11 protein-coding genes and 2 pseudogenes are annotated in these 12,453 nt (G+C 72.5%); 10 read left to right on the top strand and 3 right to left on the bottom strand.

Going from position 1 to position 12,453, the window contains the following annotated elements:
• Nucleotides 1-41 precede the first annotated feature (41 nt).
• From LMU33_RS02960 to mug, 10 genes are all read left to right on the top strand, one after another.
• Entirely contained in the window at nt 42-845 is an 804-nt protein-coding gene (locus LMU33_RS02960; protein ID WP_228617084.1) for an ABC transporter ATP-binding protein, read from the top strand.
• A 4-nt stretch (nt 846-849) separates the two neighbouring features.
• A complete protein-coding gene (locus tag LMU33_RS02955) occupies nt 850-3,420 on the top strand; it encodes an ABC transporter permease (RefSeq protein WP_228617082.1) in 2,571 nt (856 codons plus the stop codon).
• A gap of 46 nt (nt 3,421-3,466) precedes the next feature.
• Nucleotides 3,467-4,354, top strand: a complete 888-nt coding sequence (locus LMU33_RS02950; protein WP_228617081.1) for an LLM class F420-dependent oxidoreductase — start codon at nt 3,467-3,469, stop codon at nt 4,352-4,354.
• 45 nt (nt 4,355-4,399) lie between these two features.
• The gene (locus LMU33_RS02945; protein WP_228617079.1) at nt 4,400-4,825 is read left to right on the top strand and encodes a GNAT family N-acetyltransferase; all 426 of its coding nucleotides are present in this window, start codon (nt 4,400-4,402) and stop codon (nt 4,823-4,825) included.
• 150 nt (nt 4,826-4,975) lie between these two features.
• Entirely contained in the window at nt 4,976-6,319 is a 1,344-nt protein-coding gene (locus tag LMU33_RS02940; protein WP_228617078.1) for a hemolysin family protein, read from the top strand.
• Nucleotides 6,316-7,329: a hemolysin family protein gene (locus LMU33_RS02935; RefSeq protein WP_228617076.1), complete on the top strand. Its 1,014-nt coding sequence runs from the start codon at nt 6,316-6,318 to the stop codon at nt 7,327-7,329. Before LMU33_RS02940 ends, LMU33_RS02935 begins: the two co-directional genes overlap by 4 nt.
• Nucleotides 7,330-7,489: 160 nt before the next feature.
• Complete coding sequence (locus tag LMU33_RS02930) at nt 7,490-8,278, top strand: SGNH/GDSL hydrolase family protein (RefSeq protein ID WP_228617074.1); 789 nt, start codon at nt 7,490-7,492, stop codon at nt 8,276-8,278.
• A gap of 10 nt (nt 8,279-8,288) precedes the next feature.
• Entirely contained in the window at nt 8,289-8,666 is a 378-nt protein-coding gene (locus LMU33_RS02925) for a DUF4326 domain-containing protein (protein ID WP_228617073.1), read from the top strand.
• Between the two features lie 73 nt (nt 8,667-8,739).
• Entirely contained in the window at nt 8,740-10,185 is a 1,446-nt protein-coding gene (gene purB, locus LMU33_RS02920) for an adenylosuccinate lyase (protein WP_228617071.1), read from the top strand.
• Between the two features lie 47 nt (nt 10,186-10,232).
• A complete protein-coding gene (gene mug, locus LMU33_RS02915) occupies nt 10,233-10,754 on the top strand; it encodes a G/U mismatch-specific DNA glycosylase (RefSeq protein WP_283844077.1) in 522 nt (173 codons plus the stop codon).
• Nucleotides 10,755-10,830: 76 nt separating this feature from the next.
• Here mug and LMU33_RS02910 read toward each other — a convergent pair whose 3' ends face one another.
• From LMU33_RS02910 to LMU33_RS02900, 3 genes and pseudogenes are all read right to left on the bottom strand, one after another.
• The gene (locus LMU33_RS02910; RefSeq protein WP_228617069.1) at nt 10,831-11,274 is read right to left on the bottom strand and encodes a hypothetical protein; all 444 of its coding nucleotides are present in this window, start codon (nt 11,272-11,274) and stop codon (nt 10,831-10,833) included.
• 41 nt (nt 11,275-11,315) lie between these two features.
• Nucleotides 11,316-11,992: pseudogene (locus tag LMU33_RS02905) on the bottom strand (ABC transporter permease).
• Nucleotides 11,987-12,352: pseudogene (locus LMU33_RS02900) on the bottom strand (ABC transporter ATP-binding protein); the annotation flags it as partial. The pseudogenes LMU33_RS02905 and LMU33_RS02900, both read right to left, overlap by 6 nt.
• Nucleotides 12,353-12,453: the final 101 nt, after the last annotated feature.

The raw sequence follows: 12,453 nt of genomic DNA, 5'->3' as shown, positions 1-12,453 counted from the left end.
GCTCGCCCGGGACGGGCGGTTCCGGCGACCGGGAGGCGGTCTTGTCCACACCTGCAGCGCAGCACGCACCGGACGGCGCCGTCGCGGCCCGCGCCCGTGCGCTGACCAAGGCGTACGGCTCCGGCGAGACGGCCGTCATCGCTCTGGACTCGGTGGACGTGGACATAGCGCGCGGCCGTTTCACCGCCGTGATGGGGCCCTCGGGGTCCGGGAAGTCCACGCTGATGCACTGTCTGGCGGGGCTCGACACGGTGTCGGCGGGCCAGGTCTGGCTGGGCGGCACCGAGATCACCGGGCTGAGGGAGCGGGAGCTGACCCGGCTCAGGCGGGACCGGATCGGGTTCATGTTCCAGTCGTTCAACCTCATTCCGACGCTGACGGCCGCCGAGAACATCACCCTGCCCATGGACATCGCGGGCCGGAAACCCGACCCGCTGTGGCTGGACCAGGTCATCGACACGCTCGGCCTGCGCGACCGGCTCACGCACCGGCCCGCCCAGCTCTCCGGCGGTCAGCAGCAGCGGGTGGCGTGCGCGCGGGCGCTGGCCTCCCGGCCGGAGCTGATCTTCGCCGACGAGCCGACCGGCAACCTCGACTCGCGAGCCGGACTGGAGGTGCTGGGCTTCCTGCGCGAGGCGGTGGACGATCTGGGGCAGACGGTGGTCATGGTCACCCACGACCCCGGCGCCGCCGCCCACTCCGATCTGGTGCTCTTCCTCGCCGACGGGCGCATCGTGGACGACATGGAACGGCCGACGGCGGAGGCCGTACTGGAACGCATGAAACGGTTCGACGTGGTCCGGGACCGGCTCGGCGACGACGACGGCACCGCCCGAGAGGACTGACCGGGTGCTCAAGGCGACCCTGAGGAGCTTCCTCGCGCACAAGGGGCGGCTCGCGCTGTCCGCGCTGGCCGTGATCCTGTCCGTGGCGTTCGTCGCGGGCAGTCTGATCTTCTCCGACACCGTCACGCGCACGTTCGACCGGCTGTTCGCCTCCACCGCCGCCGACGTGACGGTCCAGCCGAAACAGCTGGACCTGAGGTCGGCCCGGGTGAGCGGTTCGGTGCAGACGCTGCCGGCCGCGCTGCGGGACCGCGTGGCGAGGGTCGACGGGGTCGCGGCGGCCCGCGCCGAGGTGTCGGTGCAGAACGCCGTCGTGGTCGACGGCCGCAACCGGTCCGTCGGCCCGACCACCGGCGCCCCGACCATCGCGCTGGCCTGGTACGTCACCCACCGCAGCCCGGTGAAGCTCACCTCCGGCCACGCCCCGCACGGCGCGGGCGAGGCGCTGCTGGACGCCGACACCGCGGGCAAGAAGCACGTACGGGTCGGCGACACGCTGACCGTGGAGGCACAGCCGGGCACGTTCCGGGTGCGGGTCGTCGGCATCGCCACGTTCACCACCACCAACCCCGGCGCGGCCCTGGTGTTCCTTGACCCGGCGGTGGCGGGCCGCGAACTGCTCGGCTCCCCCGCGAAGGCCACCAGCATCGCGGTGGACGCGGCCAAGGGCGTGTCCGACACGGAACTCAAGCAGCGCGTCGGCCGGGCGGTCGGCACCGGCACCTACGACCTGAAGACCGCGAACGAGCAGGCCAAGTCGGCGGCGGCCAGCCTCGGCACGTTCCTGGACGTGATCAAGTACGTGATGCTGGGCTTCGCCGGTGTCGCCCTCCTCGTCGGCGTGTTCCTCATCGTCAACACCTTCTCGATGCTGATCGCCCAGCGCACCCGTGAACTGGGCCTGTTGCGGGCGCTCGGCGCGGACCGGCGGCAGGTGCGGCGGTCGGTGCTCACGGAGGCGCTGCTGCTCGGGCTGGTCGGTTCCACGCTCGGCCTCGCGGCCGGGATCGGGCTGGCGCTGGGGCTGATCCGGCTGATGAGCGCCTTCGGGATGAACCTGAAGGCCACGGAGATGGTCATCGGCTGGGGCACACCCGTCGCGGCGTACGTCGTCGGTGTCGGCGTCACGTTCGTGGCCGCCTATCTGCCCGCGCGGCGCGCGGCGGCCGTCTCGCCGATGGCGGCGCTCGCGGATGCCGAAGTCGCCGGTGTGGGCAAGCCGTTGCGGACGCGCGCGATCGCCGGCGCGGTGATCGGGGTGGTCGGCGCGGCCGCTCTCGCCGGGTGCGCGACGGCCACGAAGACCGCCCAGGCGGCCTCGCTGCTCGGGGTCGGCGTGGCCCTGACCCTGATCGCGACCGTGGTCGCCGGTCCGCTGCTGGTGCGGCCGGTGATCAGGGTGCTGGGCGCGGCCTTCCCCGCGCTGTTCGGCCCGGTCGGCCTGATGAGCCAGCGCAACGCCCTGCGCAACCCGCGCCGTACGGGCGCCACCGCCGCCGCGCTCATGGTGGGCCTGGCCCTGGTCGGCGGGATGTCGGTGGCGAGCGCGTCGATGTCCGCGTCGTTCGACCGGCAGATCGACAAGACGCTGGGCGCCGACTTCATCGTCCAGAACACCAACTTCACTCCCTTCACCAGGCAGGTGCGGGACACCGTGGCCCGCACCCCCGGCGTCGGGCTCGTCGTGGAGCAGCGGCTCACCCAGGTCGCCGTACGGCTGCCGAACGGCGGCCGGATCACGACGGCGGCCGCCGCGTACGGCCCCCGGCTCGACGACGTCGTGCACCTCACCTACGCGCGGGGTGGTTCGGCGGCGGCGCTGGCGGACGGTCACCTCGCCATGGACGCCGACTTCGCCAGGGACCACGGCGTGCGCGTCGGCAGCGTCCTCCCGGTGGAGTTCCCCGGCGGCCGGCACACCGAGCTGACCGTCGCCGCGCTCACCAAGCAGGAGACGGCCGAGGGCTTCGGCGCCCAGGGCGGCCTGTACTTCGGTCTCGCCACCCTGGAGAAGTACGGGCCGCAAGCCCAGGACGCCGCGCTCTACGTCAACGCGGCCCCCGGCACCGCACCGCAGGACCTGCGCCCCCGCCTGCAGCGGGCGCTGGGGTCGTTCCCGCAGGTCCAGGTGCGCAACCAGAGCGACTACAAAAAGCTCGTCCACGACCAGATCGCCGTCCTGCTCTACCTGGTGTACGCGCTGCTCGGGCTGGCGATCGTCATCGCCGTGCTCGGTGTGGTCAACACCCTCGCCCTGTCGGTGGTGGAGCGCACCCGGGAGATCGGGCTGCTGCGCGCGATCGGGCTGGGACGACGGCAGTTGCGCCGGATGATCCGGCTGGAGTCGGTGGTGATCGCGGTGTTCGGCGCGGTCCTCGGGCTGGCGCTGGGACTCGTGTGGGGCGTGTGCATGCAGCAGGTGCTGGCCCTGCGCGGGCTGACGGCGCTGGCGTTCCCCTGGACCACGATCGTCGCCGTCGTCATCGGCTCGGCGGTGGTGGGAGTGGTGGCGGCCCTGCTGCCGGCGCTGCGCGCGTCGCGATTGAACGTGCTGGCGGCGATCGCGCACGAGTGATGGAATCGCGACCGTAGCCCAAGCCACCTGCCCACGGGGAGAGTTGATGTCACGTCCGTTCCGCTTCGGGGTCAATCTGCTCACGCCCGCGCCCGCCGCCGAGTGGCGCGCGAAGTGCCGGCGCGCCGAGGAGCTGGGCTACGACGTGATCCTCGTCCCCGATCACCTCGGGATGCCCGCCCCGTTCCCGGCACTGGTCGCTGCGGCCGAGGCGACGCACCGGCCCCGGCTCGGCACGTTCGTGCTCAACGCGGGGTTCTACAACCCGGCCCTGCTGGCCCGCGAGGTGGCGACCACGGACGCGCTCACCGGCGGGCGCCTCGAACTCGGGCTGGGCACCGGGTATGTGCCGGCCGAGCACGAGACGGCGGGGCTGCCGTACGGCTCACCGCGCGAGCGGGTGGACCACCTGAGGCGCACGGTCGAGGAACTGGACGGGCTGCTGGGCTCCGACGAGTACCAGCCCCGTACCGCCCAGTCCCGGGTGCCGCTGCTGATCGGCGCCAACGGCGACCGGATGCTGCGGCTGGCCGCCGAGCACGCGGACATCGCGGCCTTCACCGGGGCCCGGCCGGGATCCGCCGGCGGCACGCTGGAGCCGCTCACCGCCGAGGAGCTGGACGAGCGGGTGGCGCGCTACCGGGGCCTGGCGGCGGGCCGGGCGGAACCGGCGGAGCTGAACCTGCTCATCCAGCTCGTGGCGGTCACCGACGACCCGGAGCCCGTGCTGAAACCGCTGCTGGAACGGCAGCCCCAGCTGACCCTGGAGGCGGCACTGGCCCTGCCCATCGTGCTGGCCGGTCCGCTGCAGGACGTCCTGGCACGGGTGCGGGCGCAGCGTGAGCGGTTCGGTTTCTCCTACCTGACCGTGCTGGAGCCGTACATGGAGGCGTTCGCGCCGGTGATGGAGCGGCTGCGTGAGGAGTCCGCATGATGGAAATCCCCGTGCGCGACTCGCGCCGCATGCTCCGATGACCGCATGACCGATCTGCGCATGCGCCCGGCAGCCCGCGCCGACCTCGACGCGGTGCTCGACTTCTGGAAGACGGCCGCCGAGGGCACCAGCATCAGCGACGACCCGAACGGGATGGAGCGGCTGGTGGCCCGCGACCCCGAGGCGCTGATCCTCGCCGAGTCGGGCGGCGAGCTGGTGGGCACGGTGATCGCGGGCTTCGACGGCTGGCGCTGCCATCTGTACCGGCTCGCGGTGCACCCGGAGCGGCGCCGGCAGGGCATCGCCTCGGCGCTGCTCGCCGCCGCCGAGGAGCGGTTCGTACGGCTCGGCGGGCGGCGCGCGGACGCGATGGTGCTGGTCCGCAACCAGACCGCGCACCACGCCTGGGGCGCGGCCGGTTACGGCCCCGAGGAGCACTGGCGGCGCTGGGTGAAGCCGCTCACCGGCTGAGCGCCGAGCATTCTTTGCCCATCCTTTACCATGGAGGGAGCACTCGGCCCTCTGTGAAAGGTGTGAGCGTCCGCCCATGGGCGAGCCCCCCGGTCCGCGCCACCGCGCGCCCCGTCCTGCCCTGTCCGATCATGGGACAGGGGTGACCCGATGACCGAAGTGCTCCTCCTCCTGGTGGCCATCCTGCTGTCGCTGGCCTGCGGCGCCTTCGTGGCGGCGGAGTTCTCGCTGACCACGGTGTCGCGCGGCGAGCTGGAGCGGGCCGCCGAGCGCGGCGAGCGCGGCGCCGCCGGTGCCCTGAAGGCCGTACGGAACCTGACCTTCCAGCTCTCCGGCGCCCAGCTCGGCATCACGGTCACCAACCTGGTCGTCGGTATGCTCGCCGAGCCCTCCATCGCCAAGCTGCTCGCCGGCCCGTTCCGGGCGATGGGCCTCTCCGCCGGTACGGCGAGTTCGGTCGCCCTGGTGCTCGGCACGGCCCTGTCGACGGTGTTCCTGATGGTCGTCGGCGAGCTGGTGCCGAAGAACTGGGCGATCTCCTCGCCGCTGGCCATGGCCAAGCGGGTCGGCAACCCGCAGCGCTGGTTCAGCGCGACCTTCCGCCCCTTCATCACGCACCTGAACAACACCGCCAACCACGTCGTGCGCCGGTTCGGCGTCGAGCCCGCCGAGGAGCTGGCCTCGGCACGCGGTCCGCAGGAGCTGGCGGCACTCGCCCGGCACTCCGCCAAGGAGGGCGCGCTGGAGCCGGACACCGCCGAGCTGTTCGTGCGGACGCTGAACCTGGCCGACCTGACGGCGGAGAACGTGATGACCCCGCGCGTCCAGGTCGTCGCCCTCGACGCGCAGGCGACCTGCGAGGACGTGGCGAACGCGACCCGGGCCACCGGTCTGTCCCGCTTCCCCGTCTACCAGGGCGGTCTGGACTCGGTCGTCGGCGTCGCCCACATCAAGGACGTCCTGGCCATGCCGGCCGAGCAGCGCCGCCACCGCCGCGTCTCCCAGGTGATGCGCGAGCCGCTCATGGTCCCCGAGTCCCTGACCGTCGACCGGCTGCTGGACCGGCTCGGCGGCAAGCGCACCATGGCCGTCGTCATCGACGAGTACGGCGGCACGGCAGGCGTGGCGACCCTGGAGGACATCGTCGAGGAGGTCGTCGGCGAGGTGCGGGACGAGCACGATCCGCACGAGACGCCCGACCTCGCCCCCGCCGGCGCGGACGAACAGGGCCGCGCCCTGTACTCGGCCGACGGCTACGCCCGCATCGACCAGCTCGCGCGCGTGGGGCTGCGGATGCCCGAGGGACCGTACGAGACCCTGGCCGGCCTGGTCGCGACCCTGCTGGGCCGGATACCGGTGACCGGTGACACGGTCGAGGTCGCGAGCTGGCGGCTGGACGTGGTGGACGCCACGGGCCGCCGCGCGGCGCGGGTGCTGCTGCACGCACCCCTGGACGACGCGCAGGCCCACGAGACCGCGGAGGGGACGCGATGACCGCCGTACAGCTGCTGATCGGCCTGGCGACCCTCGTCGTCAACGCCTTCTTCGTCGGCGCCGAGTTCGCGCTCATCTCCGTGCGCCGCTCGCAGGTCGAACCGCTGGCCCAGGAGGGCGACCGGCGCGCGAAGAGCGTGCTGTGGGGTCTGGAGCACGTCTCCGCGCTGCTGGCCGCCGCCCAGCTCGGCATCACGCTGTGCACGCTGGTCCTGGGTGTCGTCGCCGAGCCGGCGATCGCGCATCTGCTGGAGCCGGTGTTCCACGCGGTCGGTGTGCCCGTGAGCGCGGGTCATGCCGTGTCCTTCGTGATCGCGCTGACCCTGGCGACCTATCTGCACATGCTGCTGGGCGAGATGGTCCCGAAGAACATCGCGCTCGCCGAACCGGTGCGCAGCGCGCTGCTGCTCGGCCCGCCGCTCGTCACGCTGTCCCGGACGCTGCGTCCGGTGATCTTCACGGTCAACGCCTTCGCGAACGGACTGCTGAAGCTGCTCAGGGTCGAGGCGAAGGGCGAGGTCGCGGCCACCTTCACGGACACCGAACTCGCCGAGATCGTCAAGGACGCCAGCCAGGCGGGGCTCATCGACGACCGCGCGCAGGAGCGGCTGCACGACGCCCTGGAGCTGGGCAGCCGGCCGGTGCGCGATGTCGTGGTGCCGCTGAGTCGGGTGGTGTACGCGCACATGGGCGTCACCCCGGAGCAGCTGGAGCGGCTGTCGGCCGACTCGGGCTTCTCCCGGTTCCCCGTCGTCGACGTGGGCCGCCGGATCGTGGGCTATCTGCACGTCAAGGACGCGCTGGACGCCTCGCCACGGGACGTGCCGTTCCGGCTGCGGGACATGCGGCCCATCGCGCGCGTACGGGAGCGGACCCCGCTGGACGACGTCCTCACCGCGATGCGCGGCAGCCGTACGCACCTCGCTGCGGTACTCGGCGACGACGGCCGGCTGGCCGGCCTGGTGACCATGGAGGACGTGCTGCGCGAGCTTTTCGGCCAGCCCGCGTGAGCCTCCGGCGAATCGGACGGGGTCCGACCCGGGATGAGGGCCGGCGTCTTCGAGGTGGGGCCGGCGTTTCCGGGCGAGTCCCGGTTTTTACGGGGTGGGGGCGGGCTTTTACGGGGTGACCGACCGGCGGGTATGGAGCCGGGATAGCATCGCTCACGCCATGCACACTAATCCCACATCTCCCCCGTACAGCAGCCTGGTCGCGGTCGGTGACTCCTTCACCGAGGGCATGTCGGACCTGCTGCCCGACGGCTCCTACCGGGGCTGGGCCGACCTGCTCGCCGCACGGATGGCTGCCCGCACGCCTGGCTTCCGGTACGCCAACCTGGCCGTGCGCGGGAAGCTGATCAGGCAGATCGTCGACGAGCAGGTCGACGTGGCCGCGGCCATGAACGCCGATGTGATCACGCTGGTCGGCGGGCTCAACGACACCCTGCGGCCCAAGTGCGACATGGGCCGGGTGAAGAGCCTGCTGACCGAGGCCGTGGAGCGCCTCGCACCGTCCTGCAAGCAACTGGTGCTGATGCGCAGCCCCGGCCGCCAGGGCCCGGTGCTGGAGCGGTTCCGGCCGCGCATGGAGGAGCTGTTCACGTGCGTGGAGGACCTGGCCGCCAGGCACGGCGCGGTAGTGGTCGACCTGTACGGTGCGCCCTCGCTGGGCGACCCCCGGCTGTGGGACGTGGACCGGCTGCATCTGACGGCGGAGGGGCATCGCCGGGTCGCCGAAGCGGTCTGGCAGACGCTCGGATACGAGCCGGAGGACACCGAGTGGCACGTGCCGATGCCGGCCACGGTGCCGCCGAACTGGGTGACGCGCCGGGCGGCGGACGCACGGTTCGCCCGTGAGCACCTGCTCCCCTGGATAGGCCGGCGCCTGACCGGCCGCTCCTCCGGGGACGGCCGCCCGCCGAAGCGCCCGGAACTTCTGCCGTACGAGGCTCAGGCGTAGCCTCGCCGTCATGACCACGCGGGTGACCAACGTCCGGGGCCGGATCCACGAGCTCGGTCCCCGGCTGGAACACGCGCCCGCGGATGTGGTCTACGTCGGCCGCCGCTGGACCATGGGCGGCTGGGATCTGCCCCGGCACCCGCTGTACAACCCCTTCGCGTACGACACCCCGAAGAAGAAGCGGGACGGCACCCGAGCCGAGGTCATGGCGATGTACCGGGCCTATCTGCTGGAGCGGCCGGAGCTGCTGGAGCTGGTCGAAGAACTGCGGGGAAAGACGCTGGCGTGCTGGTGCGCGCCGGAGCTGTGCCACGCGAACGTGCTGGCCGAACTGGCTGACGCCGGTGGGCCGCGGGAGCCGGCCGAGCCGACGGAGGCCACCCGGTGACACGGCTCTCGTAGGTTCCGCCGAAGGGGGCGGTGGCGCTGGCCTGCACGAACCGCCAGTAGAATCTGGTCACGTGACTTCTGCCGCGCCCGCCAAGCCCCGCATCCCGAACGTCCTCGCCGGACGCTACGCCTCCGCCGAGCTCGCCACTCTCTGGTCCCCCGAGCAGAAGGTGAAGCTGGAGCGGCAGCTCTGGCTCGCCGTGCTGCGCGCCCAGAAGGACCTCGGCATCGAGGTGCCGGACGAGGCGATCGCCGACTACGAGCGTGTCCTCGACACCGTCGACCTGGCCTCGATCGCCGAGCGCGAAAAGGTCACCCGGCACGATGTGAAGGCGCGGATCGAGGAGTTCAACGACCTCGCCGGGCACGAGCACGTGCACAAGGGCATGACCTCCCGCGACCTCACCGAGAACGTCGAGCAGCTGCAGATCCGGCTCTCGCTGGAGCTGATGCGCGACCGTACGGTGGCCGTGCTGGCGCGCCTGGGCAAGCTGGCCGGCGAGTACGCCGAGCTGGTCATGGCCGGCCGCTCGCACAACGTGGCCGCGCAGGCCACGACGCTGGGCAAGCGTTTCGCAACCGCCGCCGACGAGCTGCTCGTGGCGTACGGCAGGGTCGAGGAGCTCCTCGCCCGCTACCCGCTGCGCGGCATCAAGGGTCCGGTCGGCACCGCGCAGGACATGCTCGACCTGCTCGGCGGCGACGCGGCCAAGCTCGCCGAGCTGGAGAACCGGATCGCGCGGCACCTGGGCTTCTCGCAGGCGTTCACCTCGGTCGGCCAGGTATACCCGCGCTCGCTGGACTACGAGGTCGTCACCGCGCTGGTGCAGCTGGCGGCGGCGCCGTCCTCGCTGGCCAGGACGATCCGGCTGATGGCCGGGCACGAGCTGGTCACCGAGGGCTTCAAGCCGGGCCAGGTCGGCTCCTCCGCCATGCCGCACAAGATGAACACCCGCTCCTGCGAGCGCGTCAACGGCCTCATGGTCATCCTGCGCGGTTACGCCTCGATGACCGGCGAGCTGGCGGGCGACCAGTGGAACGAGGGCGACGTCTCCTGCTCGGTGGTCCGCCGGGTGGCCCTGCCGGACGCGTTCTTCGCGCTGGACGGCCTGCTGGAGACCTTCCTGACCGTGCTGGACGAGTTCGGCGCCTTCCCGGCGGTCGTCGCCCGTGAGCTGGACCGCTATCTGCCGTTCCTGGCCACCACCAAGGTGCTGATGGGCGCGGTGCGGGCCGGGGTCGGCCGCGAGGTCGCGCACGAGGCGATCAAGGAGAACGCCGTCGCCACCGCGCTCGCGATGCGTGAGCAGGGCGCCGAGCGCAACGACCTGCTCGACAAGCTCGCCGCCGACGACCGTCTCCCCCTCGACCGCGACCAGCTCGCCGCCCTGATGGCCGACAAGCTGTCCTTCACCGGCGCCGCCGCAGACCAGGTCGGTGTCGTCGTCGGCCGGATCGAGGAGATCGTCAAGCAGCACCCGGAGGCGGCCGGATACACCCCCGGAGCGATCCTCTGACCCGCTCGCCCCGCTCCTCCCGCTCGCCCCGGTTCACCACGGCGGAACTGGAGGCCGCCCGCGACCGTCTCGTACCGGACGTCGTCGCGGACGGCCTCCGGGTGCTCTTCTGTGGCATCAACCCGGGGCTCATGACGGCGGCGACCGGTCACCACTTCGCCCGTCCCGGCAACCGCTTCTGGCCGGTCCTGCACCTGTCCGGTTTCACTCCGCGTCTGCTGGAACCGGCCGAACAGCAGGAGCTGCTGTCGCACGGCCTGGGCATCACGAACGTCGTGGCGCGGGCGACCGCGCGGGCCGACGAGCTGACCGCCGAGGAGTACGTCGAGGGCGGCCGGCTGCTGACCGAGAAGGTGACGCGGCTGAGGCCGCAGTGGCTCGCCGTGGTCGGGGTGACCGCGTACCGGGCCGCCTTCGGCGAGCGCGCGGCGCAGGTGGGACCGCAGGAGCGGACCATCGGGGACAGCCGCGTGTGGGTGCTGCCCAATCCCAGCGGGCTGAACGCGCACTGGACGGCGGCGACCATGGCGGAGGAGTTCGCCCGACTGCGGGTCGCCGCGCAGGCCTAGCGGTCACGGCCGGGGATCTGCGTGACGGTGGCGCAGTGCGGAGTCGGGCCGGCTGCCGACGCCACGCGGCCGGTGGTCACGGCGGAGGTATCTCCGTGACCACCGCGAGGAGCCGTATCTCGTCCGCGCGGTCCCGGTCGGCGACGCCGACGGCGACCCAGCGACCGGCCTCCGTCAACTGCCACACATCCAGCTCGTCGGTGAGCAGGCTGAGGGTGGCCCAAGGTTCCGGTATCTCCTCGCCACGGCTCAGGCGCAGGCGCACGGTGAGCTGGCCCCACGGCGGCTGACGGCCCCAGCGGTCGTGCAGCCGCTCCGCTATGGCCTCCCGGTACACCTGGAAATCCGTGGCGGTCCGCTCCCGCACCCAGGCGTGGCCCACTCGCATCCCGTGGCTCGTCTCTAACGGCACGGTGGCGTAACCCGGTCCTGCCGTACCCGACTCGGACCGGCAGGGCTCCGCCGGGAACTCCTGGCCGCACAGCCGGTCGATCACAGCGAGGTGGTTCGCGATGTCCATGTGATCCAGTAAAGCGGGCGCCACTGACAATTGGCGGGCTGTCAGGCGTCCCCGCGGTCCAGCGTCCATGCGCCCGCGAGCAGGGCGGCCGCCGACCACAGCGCGGTCACCGCGAGCCCGCTCCATGGGCCGAGGGTGCCGTCCCAGGCGCTGTGCAGGGCGACTTGGCCGACGCGGTCGGACAGGAAGCCGGCGACGCCGGCGGACAGGTCGCCGATGACGAAGGACACGACCAGCAGGAACGGGATCAGCACGGACAGGGTCGCGACACCGCTGCGCAGTACGGCAGTCAGTCCGGCGGCGAACAGCGCCATCAGCGTCAGGTGAGTCCGCAGCCGACGGCGCCGCGCAGGCCCTCGCTCCAGGCCGGGCCGGAAGCGCCGAGGACCGACTTGCCGACGAGCAGGGTGACCGGCCCGGTGAGCAGGCCGACGGCCGGCAAGGGCAGGGCGATCGCGGTGGCCTTGGCGGCGAACCACCGCCGGCGGCCAGGAACCGCCGACGGCGTCAGCCGCAGCGCGCCGCCCCGGAACTCGGCGGATACGGCCGTCGTGCCGAAGGCGACCGCGGCGATCTGGCCGAGGCTCACACCGACGAACGCCGAGTACAGCGGGTCCGAGCCGTCGGCGTCCCCGGCCGCGAGCATCGAGAACGCGGTGGTGGCGAGGAGGAGCGCGGCCAGACCGCCGACGAGTGAGCGCAGCGTACGGATCGGCAGTGCGGTGAACTCGGCCTCGGCCGCAGTCAGATGGAGGTGGGCCTCCACCAGGGTGCCCTCGTGCGCGGCGAGTTCCACGCGCGCGTGCCGCACGGTGTGGGCCCCGTCCGCAGCGGGTGAGGCGTCGAGGCCGTGGGCGAGCAGGTCGTCCAGCGCCGCGGGCTCGGTGGTGCGGGTCCCGACGTGCGGCCGCACGCGCGCGTGGATGAACTCCCGGACCGGAGTGTCGGCCAGCAGGCGCCCCCGTCCCAGGATCACGAGATGGTCGGCGAAGGAGGCGGTCTCGCCCATCAGATGGCTGGAGACCAGCACCGTACGGCCCTCCGCGGCGAGCCGGCGCAGCAGCGAGCGGATCCACACGGCGCGCGCGGCCGTACCCAGGCGGTGATCGCGGCGTACGAGTCGGGGGTTCGTCGAGCCGGGGTGAGCCGGGCCGGCCGTGCGGCAGCCGGCACTCGCCG

The organism is Streptomyces barringtoniae, assembly GCF_020819595.1.
Lineage (GTDB): Bacteria > Actinomycetota > Actinomycetes > Streptomycetales > Streptomycetaceae > Streptomyces > Streptomyces barringtoniae.
This window is presented reverse-complemented; position numbering and strand designations above follow the sequence as displayed.